The sequence below is a fragment of the Dulcicalothrix desertica PCC 7102 genome, from assembly GCF_003991905.1.
GTDB lineage: Bacteria > Cyanobacteriota > Cyanobacteriia > Cyanobacteriales > Nostocaceae > Dulcicalothrix > Dulcicalothrix desertica.
The window spans coordinates 316,085-337,475 of record NZ_RSCL01000001.1; the positions used below are offsets into that span (position 1 = coordinate 316,085).

19 protein-coding genes are annotated in these 21,391 nt (G+C 39.4%); 12 read left to right on the forward strand and 7 right to left on the reverse strand.

Going from position 1 to position 21,391, the window contains the following annotated elements; translation table 11 throughout:
* Positions 1 to 157: 157 nt before the first annotated feature.
* A complete protein-coding gene (gene psb27 / locus DSM106972_RS01330) occupies positions 158 to 559 on the reverse strand; it encodes a photosystem II protein Psb27 (RefSeq protein WP_127078103.1) in 402 nt (133 codons plus the stop codon).
* 29 nt (positions 560 to 588) lie between these two features.
* Positions 589 to 1,749 (reverse strand): 7,8-didemethyl-8-hydroxy-5-deazariboflavin synthase subunit CofH, encoded by a 1,161-nt coding sequence (gene cofH, locus DSM106972_RS01335; protein ID WP_127078105.1) that lies wholly within the window; start codon positions 1,747 to 1,749, stop codon positions 589 to 591.
* Positions 1,750 to 1,942: 193 nt separating this feature from the next.
* Between cofH and DSM106972_RS01340 the strand changes: the two genes are divergently transcribed.
* The 11 genes from DSM106972_RS01340 (at position 1,943) to DSM106972_RS01380 (ending at position 13,102) form a co-directional block, all read left to right on the forward strand.
* Positions 1,943 to 3,181 (forward strand): glycosyltransferase, encoded by a 1,239-nt coding sequence (locus DSM106972_RS01340; RefSeq protein ID WP_127078107.1) that lies wholly within the window; start codon positions 1,943 to 1,945, stop codon positions 3,179 to 3,181.
* Positions 3,182 to 3,282: 101 nt separating this feature from the next.
* Positions 3,283 to 5,019: a glycosyltransferase family 39 protein gene (locus tag DSM106972_RS01345; RefSeq protein ID WP_127078109.1), complete on the forward strand. Its 1,737-nt coding sequence runs from the start codon at positions 3,283 to 3,285 to the stop codon at positions 5,017 to 5,019.
* Between the two features lie 132 nt (positions 5,020 to 5,151).
* On the forward strand, positions 5,152 to 7,287 hold the full coding sequence (locus tag DSM106972_RS01350) for a hydantoinase/oxoprolinase family protein (RefSeq protein WP_127078111.1): 2,136 nt from the start codon (positions 5,152 to 5,154) through the stop codon (positions 7,285 to 7,287).
* A gap of 46 nt (positions 7,288 to 7,333) precedes the next feature.
* On the forward strand, positions 7,334 to 7,636 hold the full coding sequence (locus tag DSM106972_RS01355) for a hypothetical protein (protein WP_127078113.1): 303 nt from the start codon (positions 7,334 to 7,336) through the stop codon (positions 7,634 to 7,636).
* Positions 7,620 to 7,778 carry a hypothetical protein gene (locus DSM106972_RS51090; protein WP_158632744.1) on the forward strand — a complete coding sequence of 53 codons (159 nt, stop codon included), beginning with the start codon at positions 7,620 to 7,622 and terminating at the stop codon, positions 7,776 to 7,778. Before DSM106972_RS01355 ends, DSM106972_RS51090 begins: the two co-directional genes overlap by 17 nt.
* Complete coding sequence (locus DSM106972_RS01360) at positions 7,775 to 8,236, forward strand: GNAT family N-acetyltransferase (protein ID WP_127078115.1); 462 nt, start codon at positions 7,775 to 7,777, stop codon at positions 8,234 to 8,236. Before DSM106972_RS51090 ends, DSM106972_RS01360 begins: the two co-directional genes overlap by 4 nt.
* Positions 8,237 to 8,459: 223 nt before the next feature.
* On the forward strand, positions 8,460 to 10,022 hold the full coding sequence (locus tag DSM106972_RS01365) for a hydantoinase B/oxoprolinase family protein (RefSeq protein WP_127078117.1): 1,563 nt from the start codon (positions 8,460 to 8,462) through the stop codon (positions 10,020 to 10,022).
* Positions 10,023 to 10,465: 443 nt separating this feature from the next.
* Positions 10,466 to 10,828 carry an Rpn family recombination-promoting nuclease/putative transposase gene (locus tag DSM106972_RS55290; protein ID WP_325052142.1) on the forward strand — a complete coding sequence of 121 codons (363 nt, stop codon included), beginning with the start codon at positions 10,466 to 10,468 and terminating at the stop codon, positions 10,826 to 10,828.
* On the forward strand, positions 10,797 to 11,459 hold the full coding sequence (locus DSM106972_RS01370; protein WP_325052143.1) for a DUF4351 domain-containing protein: 663 nt from the start codon (positions 10,797 to 10,799) through the stop codon (positions 11,457 to 11,459). The genes DSM106972_RS55290 and DSM106972_RS01370 overlap by 32 nt, the downstream gene beginning before the upstream one ends.
* 71 nt (positions 11,460 to 11,530) lie before the next feature.
* Complete coding sequence (locus DSM106972_RS01375; protein ID WP_127078119.1) at positions 11,531 to 11,839, forward strand: DUF4351 domain-containing protein; 309 nt, start codon at positions 11,531 to 11,533, stop codon at positions 11,837 to 11,839.
* 321 nt (positions 11,840 to 12,160) lie between these two features.
* The gene (locus DSM106972_RS01380) at positions 12,161 to 13,102 is read left to right on the forward strand and encodes a FliH/SctL family protein (RefSeq protein WP_127078121.1); all 942 of its coding nucleotides are present in this window, start codon (positions 12,161 to 12,163) and stop codon (positions 13,100 to 13,102) included.
* Between the two features lie 32 nt (positions 13,103 to 13,134).
* Here DSM106972_RS01380 and DSM106972_RS01385 read toward each other — a convergent pair whose 3' ends face one another.
* On the reverse strand, positions 13,135 to 13,728 hold the full coding sequence (locus DSM106972_RS01385) for a DUF3318 domain-containing protein (RefSeq protein WP_127078123.1): 594 nt from the start codon (positions 13,726 to 13,728) through the stop codon (positions 13,135 to 13,137).
* 170 nt (positions 13,729 to 13,898) lie between these two features.
* Here DSM106972_RS01385 and DSM106972_RS01390 point away from each other — a divergent pair, with 170 nt between their 5' ends.
* Positions 13,899 to 14,153: a hypothetical protein gene (locus DSM106972_RS01390; protein ID WP_127078125.1), complete on the forward strand. Its 255-nt coding sequence runs from the start codon at positions 13,899 to 13,901 to the stop codon at positions 14,151 to 14,153.
* A gap of 150 nt (positions 14,154 to 14,303) precedes the next feature.
* Here DSM106972_RS01390 and DSM106972_RS01395 read toward each other — a convergent pair whose 3' ends face one another.
* The 4 genes from DSM106972_RS01395 to phoU all read right to left on the reverse strand — a co-directional run bounded on the left by DSM106972_RS01395 (position 14,304) and on the right by phoU (position 21,388).
* The gene (locus DSM106972_RS01395) at positions 14,304 to 16,037 is read right to left on the reverse strand and encodes an iron uptake porin (protein ID WP_127078127.1); all 1,734 of its coding nucleotides are present in this window, start codon (positions 16,035 to 16,037) and stop codon (positions 14,304 to 14,306) included.
* Positions 16,038 to 16,755: 718 nt separating this feature from the next.
* The gene (locus DSM106972_RS01400) at positions 16,756 to 18,333 is read right to left on the reverse strand and encodes an iron uptake porin (RefSeq protein WP_127078129.1); all 1,578 of its coding nucleotides are present in this window, start codon (positions 18,331 to 18,333) and stop codon (positions 16,756 to 16,758) included.
* 144 nt (positions 18,334 to 18,477) lie between these two features.
* Positions 18,478 to 19,125: a Crp/Fnr family transcriptional regulator gene (locus tag DSM106972_RS01405; protein ID WP_411675268.1), complete on the reverse strand. Its 648-nt coding sequence runs from the start codon at positions 19,123 to 19,125 to the stop codon at positions 18,478 to 18,480.
* A 1,579-nt stretch (positions 19,126 to 20,704) separates the two neighbouring features.
* Positions 20,705 to 21,388, reverse strand: coding sequence for a phosphate signaling complex protein PhoU (gene phoU, locus DSM106972_RS01410; protein ID WP_073617086.1), 684 nt, complete (start codon positions 21,386 to 21,388; stop codon positions 20,705 to 20,707).
* Positions 21,389 to 21,391 lie beyond the last annotated feature (3 nt).

Sequence of the window (21,391 nt, forward strand, 5' to 3'; positions counted from 1 at the left end):
AATTTAATTTAATTTAATTTTAAATATTGAGCCAAGATGAGTCAATAATTAATTCTTTTATATATCTAATTTAGTTCTTTTAATATAAAGGTTCTCTATAGTAGGTTGGGTAACACCCAACCCACAGCAAGTACAGTAAGTACAGCACGACAAATGGTTAAGCACCACGTTGCAAAGCAGACTCTACCTGTTTCAACTCTTGTTCTAAACGGGTTTTAAGTTTTTCGGGCACAGGGCGGTTAGGATAAGAGCTATAATGTCCTGCCAAAGAATTTAGGGCAGTTCGCATGGTGGTGAAAGAACTTAAGCTTGCAACAGAGGTGTTACGCTGGTAGCGTGCCGAAAAGTCATTAATTTTTTGACGTGCTTCGGTTTGAATTGCTGCTTTAGAAGGCGCATCATTCGGTAGTTCAATTGCATTACGTATAATGTTGACTACAGTTAACGTGTCTTGGCTATAATTCCCCGTTAAGCTGTTGGGGTCAGAAGACGAACAACCCATCAAACCAATAGTTACAACCAAAACCAAGGCAAGTAGGCGTGACAAATAGCGCTTCATAAGCAATCAAGAGTGAAAAAATACTTAAATCAAGCTTTATCGTATCTTGGATTGGTAACAAATTGGGTTTTATATAGGGTGTCACGTTGTTTGTATGGGCGCCCAAGTTCTGATATTGCGTTTTGTAAATCTGAGACGGACATACAGGTTCCACCAATAGCGCCTGCCATTGTGGTAATGTGTTCTTCCATTAAGGTGCCACCAATATCGTTACAACCCCATGTCAATGCCTCTTTGGCGCCATTTAGACCAAGTTTTACCCAACTGGGCTGATGATTTGGTATGTAATTACCTAGATATATTCGAGCAACGGCTGTAAGTAAAAGTGTGTCAAGTAATACTGGTTGGTCACGACCAACACGGCGCCGTAAAGGTTTTGGTGCTAATGCTCCTACAAAGGGTAATATTATAAATTCGGTAATTCGGGCTGGATAGTTGTTTTTAATGGCAGTTTGCTGAAGCGTGCGGAGTTTCTCTAAGTGTTCAATTTGCTGTAAGGGTGTTTCGATATGTCCCGATAACATTGTGCTGGTGGTGGGTAAACCCAATTTATGGGCTGTTTCGACGATTTCTAACCAAGTTGCTGAATTAATTTTTTCAGGGCATAATACAGCACGAACATTATCATCTAACACTTCGGCGGCAGTTCCAGGCATTGAGTTGAGACCTGAGTCGTGTAAAGCTGTTATTACCTCGGCGTAAGAAATTCTATCAAGTCTGGCGATAAACTGAATTTCTTGGGGTGAAAATGCGTGGAGATGTAATTGTGGAAACTCTTGTTTAATAATTTCGACAAGCTTTATATAGTAGTTCAATGACTTGCCGTTGATTAAAGCTTCTGGGTTTAAACCACCCTGCATACAAATTTCTGTGGCACCTCGTTCTACTGCGTCAATTGTTTTAGCTCTAATTTGCTCCCAATCTAACCAGTATGAACCATCTGAATTTGAATCTCGACGGAAAGCACAGAAACTACAGTGCTGTTCACAAATGTTAGTAAAATTGATGTTGCGATTGACGACGTATGTTACAGTATCTCCTACTTGCTGTTGACGTAATTTATCAGCAACTATGCCAATTTCAGCAATAATACTAGGGTCAGTTTGTTTTAATAAGAACACGCCTTCCTGTGGAGACAAATCAAACTCTTTAGCGCGTTCTAAAATAGCGTCAACACTTATAACAACCACAGCGCTCACTTGTTTGTAATGGGTTTATTTATATTAAATCACTTTATTAATTGTAATATATACAACCATTAATCGTTTTGGAAAGTGTAACCAATGCTTGTGAAATTCTGATTTTGACTTAAAATCAAGAGCGATAAATTTTTATATAACCTCATCTCTCTGCTCACCCTTGGACATTCCACCATCTTATTGAATGAGTATTATTGAACCAAATCCATTGCTATCGGCGCCATCTGGTGCATTACGGGTTCCAAAGTATCCTGCCATTTCTACTGGTAGTAAAGATTGTATCTTATTCTCACTAATAATTCCCACTTATAACGAGCGCGACAATATAACAAACGTTATACAGGTGTTGACGAAGTTACTCGATTCGTCGATATATGGAGATTACGAGCTAATTGTTGTAGATGATGATAGTCCTGATGGTACTTGGGAGGTTGCCGCTTCTTTAATGACTTCATACCCTCAATTACGGGTAATGCGTCGAGTTGGAGAAAGAGGACTATCACAAGCGGTAATTCGCGGTTGGCAAGTGGCAAAGGGACGTATTTTGGGAGTTATCGATGGAGATTTACAGCATCCACCGCATGTAATGTTGCAATTGCTACGCGCAGTAGAAGAAGGCGCCGACTTAGCGGTTGGTAGTCGTCATGTAGATGGAGGTGGGGTAAGCAGTTGGAGTGTAGTTAGAAGATTTTTATCACGAGGCGCCCAAGTATTAGGTCTAATTATTTTACCAGGAGTTTTAGGTAGAGTATCTGACCCGATGAGCGGCTATTTCATGGTGCAAAGAAACAGTGTAGCTGAAATTACACTTCATCCGGTTGGTTACAAAATACTGTTGGAAATAATTGGACGAGGTAATATTCAAGAAATTGCTGAAGTAGGGTATGTTTTTAACGAGCGCGTCGAAGGTGAAAGCAAAGTCACATGGAAACAGTATATAGATTACTTACGCCATTTAATCCGCTTGCGTCTAACTACAGGACACTTGGAACGTATGAATAAACGTTTGAATTTTCCTATTGGTAGATTTTTGCGGTTTGGCGTAGTTGGTTTTAGCGGTTTAGGAGTCGATTTGACGGTATTTTATATACTGCGGCAAATTTTCGAGCTAGGACTGACACGTAGCACTATACTTTCAGCAGAAACCGCAATCATTAACAACTTCCTATGGAATGATATCTGGACATTCCACGATATCTCAAGCAGGCAAACGGGAAAAGGCGCCCGTTTAAAAAGATTTTTGAAATTCAACGTTATTTGTTTGGCTGGAGTCATTTTACAAGCCTTGATAGTAAATTTGCTCTACAACGTTTTGAAGGTCAACGAGTATCTAGCAAAATTAATTGCGATAGCAGTAGTAGTTTTGTGGAACTTTTGGGTTAATCTCAAGCTCAGTTGGCGTGTAACTGATGTGAAGAAGTGAAAAGTGCGCTCGTGCGCTCGTGCTGAGTGCGCTCGTGCTGATTTATCGTTTAAGTTATTCTATTTTTACTGCTCCTTGCTCTCTACCCCATGCTGACGTTTATGTTGAAAAAATTTTTCTCTCACTCTTCACTAAATACTCAGCACTCAGCACTTAACACTAAATACTCAGCACTCAGCACTCAGCACTTTCTACTTTTATTCTGGTTTGCTGTTGGTACTATTTTACGCTTCATTAATTTGGATGCTAAACCACCTTGGACTGATGAGTTTTCAACTTTGGTATTTAGTCTTGGTAATAGCTTCTTAAATGTACCGCTCGACCAACCTATTGGTATTGATACACTTTTACAGCCACTGCAACCGCGCGTAGGTGCTGGTGTACAAGATGTGTTGAAGCACTTATTTACAGAAAGTAATCATCCCCCACTTTATTTTATATTGACGCATTTGTGGCTGCGACTATTTCCAACAGATGCTGGGTTGGTGTCGGTTTGGGGCGCCCGTGCGTTGGCTGCATTATTTGGTGCTATGAGTGTTCCAGCAATTTATGCACTCAGTTTTAAGCTGTATCGTTCACGGTTAGTCAGTCATTTAGCTGCTGCTTTTATGGCGACTTCACCCTACGCAATATTTTTGGCTCAAGAAACACGGCACTATACTTTACCTATTTTGTGGGTAATGGCAACGCTCGCTTGTTTTATCAGTGCCGTTCGCCACGTTCAAAGTCGTAGTCAATTACCTATTAAAGTCGCTTTAACATGGATTGTAGTTAACGCTTTGGGTATAGCTACACATTATTTCTTTGTTTTAACTCTTTGTTGTGAAGCGATTGTATTACTTTTCCTTTTAGTAAAACAAATAAAAAATAAAGAATTAGAAAGTGTATGGTACCGTATATTCGCGGTGGCAGCAGGTACAGCTTCTTCAGGTGCCGTCTGGATACCCGTATTTTTACAGAATAGCTATGGTGGAAAATTAACCGAATGGATTCAAGGTGATAGAGTTGGACTTGCTTGGTTGAGTCCAATTTTTCAAGGTTTAGCAGCTTGGATTACAATGATTTCGTTACTGCCCGTTGAGTCTCCACGGTTAGCTGTGATGATTGCTTCGGGAGTTGTAATGCTAGCTTTTTTTATTTGGGCAACACCAGTATTAGTTCGCGGTTTAAAAGCTAGACTCAATGAACCAGAAAACAAATTTATCACCAAGGTCTTAATTGGATTTATAATTAGCGCACTGCTGTTATTTGCTATATTTACCTACTTTTTAGGTATTGATTTAACACGTGGCGCCCGCTATAACTTTATTTATTTTCCGGCAGTAATAATACTAGTGGGAGCAAGTTTAGCTATTTGTTGGCGCCTAGAAACAGTCAAAATGTTTAAATGGCGGATATCAGGGAAAAAAGCCGTGTTAATAATTTGGCTGATGTCACTAGCGAGCGGCATAACAGTTGTTAATAACTTAGGCTATCAAAAATACTATCGTCCTGATTTATTCATTGGTATCATTCAGAGAGTATCTAGCCAACCAGTATTGATTGCCACCACACAAAAAACCCATGTACATATAGGGGAAATGATGGGTGTAGCAAGGGAATTGAAAAAAAATCAGAAATTAACTAATACAAAGTTTCTACTAGCACATCAAGATGATAATCCTAGCGCTTCATCAAAAACATTAGGCAAAGCCGTAAAAACCCTACCTCGTCCATTTGATTTATGGAAGGTGAACTTTTTTGCCGACGACCCCGAAGAACTAGAAACTTGTTCGCTCAATAGTAAACCGTTGCCAGCAGTAAACGGTTATGAGTACAAAGTTTATCGATGTAGGTAAATATCTTTTCTCTGTGCCCTCCGTGCCTCTATGGGTAAAAAAATCTTAAAATGCATAATTTCACCACTCTTACGCAGAGAAACAGAGTAAGAAGTACTGTAGAACTTTAGTGAGAGCAAAATAAATATAGTTATGTTGAAAGTTTTTGCTGACCGGGGTGGTACATTTACAGACCTAGTAGCTGTTACAGATAATAGAGAAATTATAGATAACCTCTCAAATCATCCAGAGCGGTTTTTAATTGTGCCATTAGAAAGTAATCAGTGGGTAATCGTTTATAAGCTTCTCTCCGAGAATCCCGAATTATACGAGGATGCCGCAATTCAGGGAATAAGAGATATTATAGGGCTTTCAGGTGAGGCGCCTATTCCCTGTGAAGAAATAGAAGTGGTAAAAATGGGAACAACTGTAGCAACAAATGCGCTGTTAGAAAGGAACGGTTCGCGTGTTGTTCTTGCTATTACTAAGGGTTTTAAAGATGCTTTGCGGATAGGTTATCAAAACCGTCCTAATATTTTTGCCCGTCGTATTGTTTTACCGACAATGCTTTATGAGCAGGTTATTGAAATTGACGAACGTTACGATGCTCACGGTACTGAACTTTTGCCTGTAAATATCGAAGCAGTCAAAAAAGACTTACAAGCAGCTTATAATTCAGGCATTCGTAGCTGTGCAATAGTATTTATGCACGCTTACCGTTACCCTCAACACGAACAACAAGTTGCACAATTAGCTTCAGATATTGGATTTACACAAATATCTATATCACATCAAGTAAGTCCTTTAATGAAACTAGTTAGTCGAGGAGACACAACTGTTGTTGATGCTTATTTAACTCCGATTTTGCGGCATTACGTTAATCAAGTTGCAAGTCATCTACCTGGAGTTAGATTAATGTTTATGAAATCTGACGGGGGATTAGTTGCCGCAGAACAGTTTCAAGGTAAGGATAGTATATTAAGTGGGCCCGCTGGTGGTATAGTCGGCGCCGTTCAAACAAGCAAACGCGCGGGTTTTTCTAAAGTCATCACCTTTGATATGGGAGGCACTAGTACTGATGTTGCCCATTTTAAAGGCGAATATGAACGACAGTTAGAAAGCGAAATTGCAGGCGCCAGAATGCGAGTACCTGTATTAGATATTCATACTATCGCAGCAGGTGGTGGTTCAATCTTATTTTTCGATGGTTCCAGTTATCGCGTTGGTCCAGAATCTGCTCGCTCAAATCCAGGGCCTGCTTGTTATCGACGTGGTGGCCCATTAGCTGTAACAGACGCGAATGTAATGTTAGGTAAAATCCATCCCCAATATTTTCCTTCTGTATTTGGTGTAGATGGGAATTTACCTTTAGATAAAGATATTGTTATTGAGAAATTTACACAGTTAGCACAAGAAATAAAAACTAAGACGGGAAATAATAGTACCCCTGAACAAGTAGCTGCTGGATTTATTGCCATTGCTGTAGAGAGTATGGCAAACGCAATTAAAAAGATTAGTTTACAACGTGGATATGATGTAATGCAGTATGCACTTTGCTGTTTTGGAGGCGCCGGAGCGCAGGTAGCATGTTTAATAGCTGATACTTTAGGGATGACAAAGATATTTTTACATCCTTATGCAGGAGTACTTTCGGCTTATGGGATGGGACTTGCTGATGTGCGTGCGCTTCGTGAGGCTGCTGTGGAACAAGTTTTAACGCAAGAGTTAATACAAGAGTTACGGGTGTTGATGGAAGGTTTGGAGAAACAATGTAAGGGTGAGTTAGAACCCCTCCCCAACCCTCCCCTACAGGGGAGGGGGCAAGAAATGGAGGAGATAGTTAGGAAAGTTAATTTAAAGTATGAAGGGACAAATTCGATACTGACTGTTAATTTTGACTTTGATGTAACAGTTATGCAGGAAGAATTTGAGGTTGAACATAAGACGCGCTACGGTTTTATTCAATCTGGTAAGAATTTAATTGTTGAGTCGGTAAGCGTGGAAGTTATTCAAAAAATGGATACTCCAGAAGAACCGTTGATTAGTCGTACTCGCTCTCTCGATGAGGCGCCTCAAAGTGTAGATACTGTACAAATGTTTGCTCTAGATACATGGCATGATGCTCCAGTTTATCAACGTGACCATTTACAACCAGGAGATAACGTAAATGGACCCGCGATTATTGTAGAGAAAATTAGCACAATTGTAGTTGAGCCTAATTGGCAAGCAAAATTAACAGAACATAATCATTTAATTTTAGAGCGTAAAGTGGGCACTGCTACGAAGTAAGGTCGCCATTGGCAACCATACAACATCACCAAATGAATAAAATAAGATGTCAACTACAGAAATAGAAACAACTTTTTTAGAATTAGGAGAACAATGGCGCCGTGAAACTGGGATGCTCTCTGTCACATCCAAAATGTCAATGCATCCTGCATATCAAACAATAATTAAAATCGGGCAACCTGCTGTGCCGTTAATTATGCGTGAACTTGAACGTGAACCAGACCATTGGTTTTGGGCATTAACTGCTATTACAGGTGCAAATCCTGTAAAAGAAGAACAGCGTGGCAGACTCGACCAAATGGCTCAAGCATGGATTGCGTGGGGAAGGGAAAATGAATACAAATGGTAAGTCGGAAGCTAGGCGCCAAACCTCTCAGGGCAAGCTATATTGTTATTTTTTAATAAGGGCAAAACACGAGTTAAGTAATGCTTTACCCGCTTGGATGCGAGAACTGATAGAATGCACAACTGAACGGGTTGAAAAGTTATGAAAATACGTTTATTTCAGGTTCAGGATGCCGAACAAATAGCGCGCTTGTTTCATGATACTATTCGCGAAGTCAATATTCGTGATTATTCGCTTGAACAGGTTGAAGCATGGGCGCCGGATGATATAAATTTTAGAGACTGGGCAAAAGCTTGTTCAAGTAAGTTTACTTTTGTTGCTGATGATGAACTTATTATTGCTGGGTTTGGTGAATTAGAAACAAATGGTCATATAGATTGTTTTTACTGTCACAAAGATTATCAGCGGATGGGTGTTGGTAGTAAGATTTATAGTGCGATAGAAACAAAAGCGCGCGAGTTAGGAATTAATCGTTTATATACAGAAGCAAGTATTACCTCAAAACACTTTTTTATACGTATGGGTTTTTCAGTTATAAAAGAACAACAAGTTGAGGCAAGAGGACAAACATTTATAAATTTTCAAATGGAAAAGTTTATTTAAAAGGAAACCAGGTTTCTCTTGCACTGAACACAACAATTTTCAATAGAACGAAAAGAAACCTGGTTTCTCAGCACCAACGAATAGTCGTAATTAACCTCTTATTCTTTGCGACCCTCATAATCAAAGAAACCTGGTTTCTTTTCGTTTTGTTGAGGATTATCGTGTTCAGTGCTAAAGAAACCAGGTTTCAGGTTTCAAAAATACATTTATCAAGGATTTTACAATGAATATACCATCACAACCTGACCCTGTACGTTTGGAAATCTTTAAAAACTTATATCAGTTTATTGCCGAGCAAATGGGGATAGTGTTGCAAAACACCGCTACCTCAGTAAACATCAAAGAAAGATTAGATTTTTCTTGTGCAATATTTGATACTTCCGGTTTATTAGTGGCAAATGCTCCTCATATCCCTGTACATTTAGGGTCAATGAGTGAAAGTGTTCGCAGTTTAATTCACGATAAAGGAAATTCGATTAAACCGGGGAATGTATATTTATCTAATAACCCCTACAACGGAGGTACTCACCTTCCTGATGTTACAGCAATTACACCTGTTTATATAGACGGCGCCAATGTATCATCCTCTCCTATATTCTATGTAGCATCGCGGGGACACCAAGCTGATATCGGTGGCATAACTCCTGGCTCAATGCCTCCTAATAGTACTACCATTGAGGAAGAAGGAATTTTGTTTGATAATTTTCTTTTAGTCGAAGAAGGAAATTTCCAAGAAGTACAATTACGCGAAGTTCTGGCAGACCATCGTTATCCTGCGCGTAACCCTGACCAAAATATAGCAGACCTGAAAGCACAAATTGCCGCAAACGAACGCGGAGTCCAAGAACTGCAACGCATGGTTTCTCAATACGGTTTAGAAACTGTTCAAGCTTATATGCAATTTGTACAAAATAATGCTGAAGAAGCAGTGAGACGCGCTATTGATGTTCTAAAAGACGGCGCCTTCACTTATCATATGGATGGCGATGCAGTCATAAAAGTTACAGTTACAATTAATAAACAAAATCGTAGCGCTGTAATAGATTTTACCGGAACATCTCAGCAACTCAGTACAAACTTTAACGCTCCTAAAGCCGTTACTCAAGCGGCTGTTTTATACGTATTTAGAACATTAGTGGATGATAGCATTCCTCTCAACGCAGGATGCCTTAATCCATTAGAGATAATTATACCCGAAGGCTCAATGCTCAACCCAGTATATCCAGCAGCAGTAGTTGCGGGTAACGTGGAAACTTCTCAAACGATAGTTGACGCTTTATATGGTGCGTTAGGAGTAATGGCAGCATCTCAAGGAACAATGAATAATTTTACTTTCGGTAATGCACGCTATCAATATTATGAAACAATTTGTGGTGGAAGTGGAGCAGGCGCCGACTTTGATGGAACCGACGCAGTACACACCCACATGACAAACTCTCGCTTAACCGACCCAGAAGTATTAGAAACAAGATATCCAGTTATGGTAGAAAGTTTTGGGATACGTCAAAACAGCGGAGGAAAAGGAAAATATACAGGTGGAAACGGAGTTATTCGTAAAATTAAATTCCTAGAACCAATGACGGCAAATATTCTTTCTAATCATAGATTAATTCCCCCCTTTAGTTTGCAAAGTGCCGAAAACGGACAACTAGGACATAACTCAATACAACGTAATAATGGAAACGAAGAAATATTAGGCAGTACCGGAACAGTAGAAATGCAACCAGGAGACATATTCATCATCGAAACACCAGGAGGAGGAGGATTCGGCGCCGCATCATCATAATACTGTACGGGCGGGTTAACCCACAACCTTCTCTCCAAAAAACAATCTTTGTAAACCCGCCCCCAAATCATTCAATTAATTAAATAACTCACGATTACGCCAGCATTTATGATGATTATTTATTGATAATTAAAATTACTTATACAGAGGATGTTTGAAAAGTATAAAATTCAACTATAGCCTTAAGAAATCCCCCCTTCCCCCCTTAATAAGGGGGGTAAAAGCTGCTATTTCCCCCCTTATTAAGGGGGGTTAGGGGGGATTAAACCAAGAATTGCGTATTAAATATAACTTTTCAAACAACCTCTCAGGCGCCGCTACATTTACATATACTACTTAGATAACTTTAATTATTAAGACTTATTAAAATTCGTTGTATTCAGAATATTTGCTGTTTAATAATTTCATACCATCCAGGTTGCACAAAAAGGTGAAGTGACTTCATGATTGACCACGATGGCTTGTTTAAAAAGTTAATACAGAATTTTTTTATTGACTTTATTGAGTTATTCTTTCCAGATATCAGTAATGTTTTGGACAAAGACTCGATAACATTTTTACCACAAGAGATACTGACAGATGTTAGAAAAGGTGAGAAAAAGATTATAGATGTATTAGTCCAAGCAAAATACAAAAACGAGACGACGCTATTTATTATACACATCGAGCATCAGTCTTATATTCAAAAAGACTTTAGTGAACGAATGTTTTTATACTTTGCCGATTTATTTAAAATCTATGGAATTCCAATAATACCAATCGTGATTTTCTCTCATGATGCAACCGTTAACTGTGCAACCGTCTAGCTTCAACATCAGCGCTAGAGGCAAGAATGTATTGCAGTTCGATTATGAAGTTGTTCAGTTAAACCAACTCAACTGGCAGGACTTTGTGAATATACAAAACCCTGTTGCGAGTGCTTTGATGTCAAAAATGCAAATGGATGTTGCAGAACGTCCAATGGTAAAGCTAATTTCGCTACAATTACTTACTTCGTTGGGACTAAATGCTGCACAAGTCGGACAAATCTCTGGATTTATCGATACTTACCTAAAACTCAGTACAGAGGAAGAAGAGGTGTTTAATTCACAAATTGCTACCATAGAATCAGAGAAAAAGGAGCAAGTTATGGAAATTGTCACTAGCTGGATGGAAAAAGGTATAGAGAAGGGTATAGAGAGGGGCAAGGAACTAGGTAGAGAGGAAGGTAGAGAAGAAGGTAGAGAAGAAGGTATGCAACTAGGGATGCAACTAGGTGAGCAAAGTGGAACTGCAAAGCTAATCATACGCCAACTTCAACGTCGTCTCGGAAACTTAAATCAAAGTCAGCAGGAACGTATTCAAGGTCTTTCTGCAAAACGTTTAGAAGAGTTAGGGGAAGCGCTGCTAGATTTTAATTCAATTACCGATTTAAGAACCTGGCTCGCGCGCGTTTAAATTGTATATCACCTGGTTGCTGGCGCCTCCACAATACAAAAAATGGGCGCCTTTTACATTGGAGGCAAGTTATGGAAATTGTTACTAGCTGGATGGAAAAAGGTATAGAAAAGGGTATAAAACTAGGTAGAGAAGAAGGTTTTAAAATAGGTTGGGAAGAAGGTTTTAAACTAGGTATGGAAGAAGGCATAGAACTAGGTAGGCAAAGTGCAGTTGCATCGTTTGTTCTCCACCTACTTCAACATCGTTTCGGCAACTTAAGCCAAATTCAGCAGGAACGTATTCAAGGTCTTTCCAGAAAACGTTTAGAAGAATTAGGGGAAGCGCTGTTAGATTTTAATTCAATTACCGATTTAAAGAACTGGCTCGCGCGCATTTAAATTGTATATCACCTGGTTGCAGGCGCCTTCACAATATAACAAATGGGCGCATTTTACAGGAGATATATTTATCATCGAAACCCCAGGAGGAGGAGGTTTTGGTAGGTAATAGCAAGGTGGCTTAAGCTACCCTATGTAATTGCTCATCTATAAATTTTCTATGAAGATAGAAAAATACTAGTTGATACAAGATATATTAGTACAATAATGCTATAGAGGTTATAAAGTATAAAAAATATCTAGTAGATTATGGCGCCTTTCGTTGATAGAGGCGCTTAGTTCTCGCTGCAAAAATTACACATTAAAAGCCAGGGTCATTAGATGACGAAAAACCCATTTGACCAATTTTCTAAGCAGTTCTTTGAAACCTTCCTCAGTCCATATGGTGAAGTCAAAATTAGTGAGGAAGTACCCGGAGAACCTACGCTTATAGATATATATTTTTCGCCAACTGTAAAACCAACAAAGATACCAAAGTCTCTTGGTTTAATACGTCGCATTGCATCATCACCGTGTTTATTAGAACCTTACCGAAACCAACCAAATTTTGATGATGTTGAAAGCTGTTTAAATAAGTTATTTCCTGTGCGCGCGGAGTATAGGCGTGATTTTGGGCATACTAATGAAATTGTTAGTAATGAAAAATCCCCAAAGCTATGGATAATTGCACCTTCAGCATCTGATGAGTTACTCAACCATTATGGCGCCCGACCAAGCAGTAAATGGGTATCGGGCATATACTTTTGCTCAAAAGGTTTCCACACAAGAATTGTATCAGTTAACAAACTGCCAAAAGCTCCAGACACAATGTGGTTAAGACTGTTTGGACGCGGTGAAGTCCAAGAAGAAGCAATAGACGAAGTTCTAACTCTGGAACAAAATGATAATCAGCGCAACGAAGCACTGCGTCTATTATCGACTTGGAGGATTAGTATAGATTTAATACCACAACCAACTTCGGAAGATTTGGAGTTCAAAATGATAGTATCAAAAGCTTATCAGGAATGGGAACAAGCTACCAGGCGCCAAGGTATCGAGCAAGGTATCGAGCAAGGTATCGAGCAAGGTATCGAGCAAGGTATCGAGCAAGGTATCGAGCAAGGTCAACGTATTTTGGTGGAAAATTTGCTCAAAGCTCGTTTTGGAACACTTGATCCTGAGTTAACTAATATTATTCCATCACTCTTAACCCAACCTACAGAGGAATGTGCCCGTTTATTGCTGCAATTATCTCGCGAAGAGTTAATTAATCGCTTTAGTTAGCTTGCCACAATCCTGTTTTGAACTGCTCAATTTTACCTAGGAATACCCATAGAAGACAACCCAGCAGTCGCGCGCAAGTTCTGGGTGCGAATTAATTCGATAAAATCTAAACTAGAGCGCCCTTCTATTTTTGCTACTATTTCTATAGCATTTAGCAAATGTTCTGCTGCTTCGGTTTCGGTATAATCTCGACGTTGTGCGATTTTTATTGCCGCAGTGTCAGCTATAATTTCTGAGTCTTGGTTGTTATTTTGGCGCCATATTCGTAATACAGCCATTGAACTTAAACCCACAGCAGCTATAATACCTACAACATCTCGTTGTGCTAGTTCGACAAACCCACCCAATAACCCAGCGACTGCTACACCTTGATAGATATCAGGCTTAAACCATTTTACAGAAGTTAACCAACTCACCGTTCGCAGTAATAACATGTCGCGTTGGGGTTTAGTTAGTCGGCGCCACAAATCAAAGTTAATATATATAGGTCTATCTGAATTCCAAGGCAATGGCAAAGCTACATCTATTACTTTAGCTTGCTCTGGCTTGCTGATTATTTTTACTGTCATCCTGCTTGATGCTGGCATTATTTCCAACAAGCGGCGAATCTCAATGTTCTGCTCCATATTTTTGATATAAAATTGTGATTACTAAAACAAGCAACGAGCGTGGAATCATTGGACTACAGTAATATTTTTTACATAATCAAATAATCTTGATTAATAAATATCACATAAAAAACTTCAAAATCAAACCCACACACATACAAATCAAATCAATTCTAATTCAACATACTATGGAAGCTTTTGCATTTTTTCCGCCTGAATGGACTTCGGAGGCAATTCATGCTTACGATTTTTGTTGTCCCACATGCCATTCGAGTAGTTTGGAAGCAACACAAGTTTGGATTAACCGACGGGCGCCTGTAACCACCGAAAATTATAAACGTAAATGGCAAGAATTTTACCGTTGCCAGTGCGGTGGTGTTTGGTGGGCTTGGAGTAATGATAGACCACCCACCAACTTAAAAAAACCAGACGACGAACTGTAGGTTGGCTTCAGGAACGGAACCCAACAAAAAATCTCCCAACAAAAATATAAACAAAAAGCCCACCATTCGGTGAGCTACAGCAAATTCAATCAAATTAACACATTCGTAGAGACGTGATTAATCACGTCTCTACACAACATGTTCGTATTTTTAGAATGTGAAGGTTGTACGTAATGTACCAATGTAAATGGTATCGTTATCGTTGTTATGCTCAGGGTTAAAGATTACCAACAATGCAGGAGTTACCGAAACGTTGTCATTAAGTTGTAATCTGTACAAAGTCTCTAAGTGGTAAGAAGTATCTTCATCTATTTGACGTATACCAGCTGCGTTACCTGCACGACCAGTTGCGTCTATTCCTCTAAAATTGCTACCTGTAATTCTAGGAGGTTGCCCAAAAGTAACACCTAGTAAACTACCTTTGCTACCAAAGTCTCTAAGTGCTAAGTTTGCAGCCCAGTATGTAGCAGTTGCATCTAATCTATTGTTATCTACTCCTGTTTCACCTGAGATATCAGCCAAACCGTACCATCCACCAATCGCGATTTTGTCACTTAGACGGAAGTTAACTTGGGCACCGTAATGATTTGAAGAAGTCGCAATATTACCAAAAGGTTGGCTAGCCAAAGTACTACCTAAACTTTCAAATACGTTTACACCACCACCTGCAGTTCTAGCGGCTGTAGCAGTAGCTGCAGTAAATGGATTTTGGTAACTATGTGCATAAGTTAAACCTATACCTAATTGTCTGCTGGGTTGGAAAGCAATCTGACCAATTGCAGCGTAGTTACTCTCAAAAAGACCATCTCTATCTAATGGACTGCTCGCACGATTTTCGCGTCCACCAGCTAGATAAGCAGCAGATACGGAAATTGCACCACTGGGGTTAAAGGTAATGGTCGCACCGGCACCACCAGCACCTTGGCGGTAAATTGGGCTAAAACGACCATAGCGAGAGATTGAACCACGGCTAGAGCTAGCAAAGTCTGGGTTAAAGTTATTGATGTTTTCCCACACCTCACCGTTGTTAGCATCAACTTTGATACGAATCGCATCACTCAAGTTGAAAGCGTAGTTAATTTTATCGATTTCAACACCGTTATTAGTGTTGTTATCGTAAGCTAAACGGGTCATGTTGGTACCCGTAACACTGCTATTATTTACAGTGTTTCCTGATTGCAAACGAATTTGCAACTGGTCTTTTCCACTAAAACTGCTAAGTAAGTTCAAACGAACACGCTGCGACAAAACGGTGTTGCTGTTCTCGTCTAAATCTCTTCTTGTAGCTGGAGCGCCAGTAACTAATGTACGAGAACTAACTGCTTGTTCTTCGCCAAAAGCATCAGAAACGCTGAAGATTGCTTCCCCGACTAACTTGGTTGTGGTAGAGAACTGGTTCGCTTCCAATTCAGCGGTGCGTGCTTCTAAGTTGTCAACGCGACCACGTAGGGTTGCTAGTTCTGCACTAAATTCTTCTTGTAAACGCTGTAATGTAGCTAGGTCTTCTTTTCTAACTAAGTCAGCGGTTGCGGTTGCGATTAATTCGTTTACGCGGTCTAAACAAGCGTTTAAACCTGCTGCGAATTCGTAACGAGTTAATGCGCGGTTTCCACGGTAGGTTCCGTTGGGATAACCTGCGATACAACCGTAACGTTCTACTAATGACTGTAATGCTTGGAATGCCCAGTCAGTAGGTTGTACGTCTGAAAATTGTGAAACTGATGTTACTTGACCTATATTGTCGGTCTTTTGCGCTTGTGCCATTTCGCTAACCGAAGGCACATTTTGACCCATTTCGCCAGCGAAAGCGCTGTTTGCAGTAGCAAATGCCGCAGCTACAACAACTGGGCTTAACTTAATCGTGTTCCAAAGTATTTTTCGCATCTTTGTATTCTCACTCACACCTACGTAATTATTTTACATGTGTCTGGGAGTTTTTTCTCACTTATACAAAGATTTAATTTAAATTGTTTGCATAAATTTTATAAATTAAGCTCTTGACAATTCAGCAAGTCTCTGAAATGCCGCATTTCACCCTTGTCAAGCCAGTTCAAGATGAGTGATGATTTTACTTGACGCTAGGTTAAAGTCAGGTTATGGCGCCTGAAAATTTACCTATAAAGCTATGGAAGTATGATGAAATCTAGATTTTGGTATGTAACATTTTTTACAGAAAATTTTAGAAAAGTTTGGGCACAAATAAGTTATATGTAGCGTCTTTTATTATCTTGTTCAAAAATCGCCTATCTCAACATAATTAATAAAGTATATTTTTGTCAATAAGGTAAACTTGGCAACGGATGATAAACGGATGTAACGGATAACTGATTTTAAATAACTATTTTTTATATCCAGGACTTACGCATAAAACCCGAGAAACCGGGCTTCTTGTCAAGGATATTGCTAGAAAACGTTGATTTATCGTGAAGAAGCCCGGTTTATTGAAAGTCATCGGACGCGGCGCCTGCTATAAACAAGTAAATCATCCGTTACATCCGCTCTCATCCGTTGCCAGAAAACCCCCATCTGGATAAGAATGGGGGTCGGATTAGATTATTAGAGGATTACTGGAGAAATACAGAAAACTAAGATTGATTAAATCTTAGAAAGAGAAGGTGGTACGAACGGTACCAACGTAGATGGTGTCATTATTGTTGTTGTGTTCTGGGTTGAAGATGACCAACAAAGCAGGTGTTACCTGGATTCTGTCGTTCAACTGCATTTTGTAAAGAGCTTCTAAATGGTAAGAGGTGTCAGCATCTTTTGTTACATTAGCACTACCACCACTTAACTTAGGAGGCTGACCAAAGATTAGACCCAAGGTATTACCTTCACGACCAAAGTCTTTGATGCCCAAGGTAGCAGCCCAGTAGTTGATATCAGCATTTGCTGTACCATTAACTCTTTCAGCATTGGCAAAACCGTACCAACCACCAAGAGTTGCTTTATCAGTGAGGTTGAAGCTGGCTTGTACACCGTAGTTATTAGAAGTAGCAGGTACAGTTGTGCCAAAGGGATTGTTCGCTTTAGCGCTACCTGTACCACTAGCAAAACTGTCAAATCCACCAACGCTATCAGTGTAAGTACGAGCGTAGGTCAAACCAACTCTGAGTTTGTCGCTGGGTTTGATTTCCAACTGACCAAATACAGCATTATCACCATTAAACACACCCCGATCTACACCGGGATTGCTGTTATCGTTGCTTAAGTAAGCTCCAGTCAAGCTGATTTTACCTTTGGGGTTAAAGGTAGCAGTAACACCAGCACCACCGGAACCAGAACGGTAGATGGGGCTGAAACGTCCGTAACGAGAGATCGCACCAGTACCACTGCTTTGGAAGTCAGGGTTGAAGTTAGTGACGTTATCGTTTAACTCAGCACCAGTAGCATCAACTTTAACAGCTAATTTATCGCTCAAGTTGAAGCTATAGTTAGCTTTGTCGATTGAAACGGCGTTAGAGGTATTACCATCAAATCCTAAACGGGTCATGTTAGTGCCCGAAGAAGCTGCATTACTAGCGATGTCGCCAGAATTTAAACGAAGTTGCAACTTATCTGTACCAGAGAAGCTGCTTTCCAAGGTTAGACGAACGCGGTTAGAGAAAATAGCGTTAGTATTTTCTCCAACTTTATTGTTCTCGCCACCAAAAAGATCGGATGCAACAAAGATTGCTTCACCCTTAAGTTTGGTGGTGGTGGAGAATTGCTTCGCTTCTAAGGTTGCGGTGCGTGCGTCAAGTTCATCAACGCGACCACGTAGGGTTGCGAGTTCATCAGCGAACTCTTCTTGTAAGCGTTGTAGTGCAGCTAAGTCATCTTTTCTAACTAAATCTGCGGTGGCTGTGGCAATCAATTCGTTTACACGGTCTAAGCACGCATTTACACCAGCCGCAAACTCATAACGAGTCATTGCGCGATTACCACGAAATGTACCGCCGGGATAACCTGCGATACATCCGTAACGCTCTACTAAAGACTGTAATGCTTGGAAAGCCCAATCGGTAGGCTGTACATCGGAAAACTGTGAAACGGAAGTTACTTGTCCGATGTTGTTCGATTCTGCTAGTTTAGCTACTGATGTTTCGTTTGCTTCAACTGCGAATGCGCTGTTAGAAGCAATGAATGTTGCAGCAACTAAAACTGGCGCCAACTTGATAACGTTCCAGAATAGCTTTGTCATTATTTTTCTCTCACTCACACCTAGTGGTTTGATCATTGAGTTGCTTCTCATAGTCTTTTTTCTCTACGAGAATTTACTTATGACTTCCAAACGAAGTGTAGCAAGAGGCGATGGCTGATTTCTGTCAGCCACCGCACGTTTTATTTATTTTCGCTGAATGGTATTCTGGTTACTATTTGCTGGTGTACGTAAGATAATCCGACGCTTGTGACGAATCATTGTGTTCTCTTCTTCAAACTGTTGCAACAAACGAGTTACGGTGACTCTAGTAGTATTTAATACTTCAGCCATTTCTTGATGAGTAACATTGAGGTCAATTAATTTACCTTGCTCAACGTCACGACCAAATTTCTCGCTCAACCATACTAAGAATTGCCACAAGCGTAGAGAAATAGGTTTACGGTGTACTATGCTCAACAACTCTTCAGCTTGCTGAATGTGTGACAAGAATGAGTTAATGTCTTGATGCCACAACTGAGGAGGAACGACACTAACTTCAACGCTGGTCAGACATTCAATTTGATAAGGCTTTACACGTGACAAAGGGTAGCCTATTAAATCTCCAGGTCCCCAATATCCCAAGGTGATGAACGTTCCATCTTCACTCCATGTCAAAGTCCGAACGGCGCCACGCTCTATTTTCCATAACACGTCATTACGTGCAGGAATTGTTTCGCGACGAGTAAATAACCGTTGCTGCAAACCAGATGTATTTGTACTGGTGTTTGTGTTGGTGTTGGTAGCTGAATTCTGTGGAATACCATTTGTGTTGCGGCTTGTGGAATACATCATAGTTGGGGATTAGGTAAATTAATGTGTTTTGTCGATTTAAACTTTGTCGAAGGTATCCTGGCTCACTGCCCTAAATAACCTACTAATGGCAGAATTCATTTAGGAACATCTAGCAATTTAGCTGGCGCACGAATGCACGGTTATACCCAAAGATAGATGCCTAAAGGCTTATACTTTAATACCCTGGTAGAAACTAAATATATCAACCAAAACTTTTTAGTCATCTAACAATCACATTTCTTAAGCTAAGTCGTAATTATTACTTAGTAACTGTGACTGATTGATTGTTGATATTTTTATCTGAGCAACACTTCAATACACACCTGCTTTTGTTTAAACCTAAGAGAAACTGATACTTTAAACTACATTCGCAATAGCTACTCAGGACAGAACTTGTTCTTCCTGATGTATTCTAAATTACTTGAGAATTATTGTCAAATAATTACTTTGCTCAGATTCAACCGAATCGCGCAGCTTATTCTTTCCAGTACTGATTTGTAGCAATGCTGCCCAAGTAAAGTTGCAAAACACCTTCACTTACACTTATTGCAAGTTGTATTTAATGGCAGCGACTATTAATTTTCTAACTGCTCACCACATACAATATTCCTCAATTGCAAGGAATCAATAACCTGTAATATTTCGCTCAACGATACGATTCACATATTGTTGTGAATCTTCCTTTGTAACGAGCTTGACGTTCAATCGCATTATTGTGCTTTTTTACGTCATTGTCTGTCACCTTTTATACATTGGTTTTATTTATGGTAACAAACTATTCAATGTCAGGTTTGCATGTTGAATTTAACGGCGCTTAGTCTGGTTAACAAATGCTTGTAGGCATGTAATATCTACAGAATCAGCGTATTCGATTTTTCCCTGATGTTTTTATCAAAATTTCGCACCAGCACTTAATTATCTGATAGAATGAATATCCACTCACATTTTGTCTGGCGCCAAAGTTATTTATATAACTTTTGGAAGAAGTAAGAACATTGTGTTAGCAATATCTGTTCTTCGTAATTGTACCAGACCGATGAGTGCCATGATAAACACTTTATTGGTGCCTCTGCTAATTTAATCTGACAAGATTAAGAATAGGTAAGCGTTACATAAAATGTATGTCATTTAACCGATATTTAACTTGAGTAACAAATCTAACTGGCAAGTACGTAACGCGGCAAAGTCTTGTTTGGTAATTATTGTAGAGTTCAAAATTGAGACAGTCAAAACTTATACCTAAATTTTACATCCATATATCTTAAGACTTACTTCATATTTGAAGTAACTTTTAATACTTTATTCAAATACTCAAACTCAAAAATCACAATACTATGCTTTTTTATAAATATTAGGTAACTAATATATATTTTTATCTATAGTCTCTATAAACTTTCAAAGCATGTATAACGAATCACTTTACTACTCTATCTAAAATAATAAACTATTTTAAGTAGATGCATTAATTTATTAGGTATAACTGATTAAGTGCTGTTTACGATATCTACCTTGAGTAGTAATTTATTTAGTTTATAAAATAATGATTCAATACGATACGCAGCTAAATATAACAAGATTATTAAGAACGTTGCCCTGTGACTATATACGCGACTCGTTGACCGATATTGGTGGCATGGTCTGCCATTCTCTCTAAGCAACGAATTGCTAATCCTAAAAGTAAATATGGTTCTAAGGCGCCGCTAATATCGCGTTGTTGAGCCAGAGCGTTATAAACTCGTTCATAAGCGTTATCAACTGTGTCATCAAGATATTTAATGTTACGTGCATTAACTTCATCTAAATCGGCAAGTGCAACTAAACTAGTTGCTAACATTGCTTGTGCATGGTGTGACATCAGCGCAATTTCTGGAAGCAAACGATGTTGAGGATAAGGAAATATTTTAACTGCTATTTCTCCCAAGTCTTCAGCATAATCGCCAATACGTTCTAAATCTCGCACTAGCTGCATAAATGCACTCAAACACCTTAAATCTCTATCGGTAGGTGCAAGACTTGTCATTATCAATGTGCATTCTAACTCAATTTGCCGATAAAAAGTGTCGATTCTTTTATCGATTTGAGGCAGTTCAAGGGCTGCTGAAAGGTCGCGAGCGAACAATGCTTGATGACTAAGGCGAAAAGATTTCTCTGTTAAGGCGCCCATACGCAGTACATCTCGCTCAAGGCGCCGGATATCGCGCGTTAACTGAGATTCAGAATTGTTACTGCTGTTACTGCCGTGATTAGAAAGTGGAGCTTTCACGCT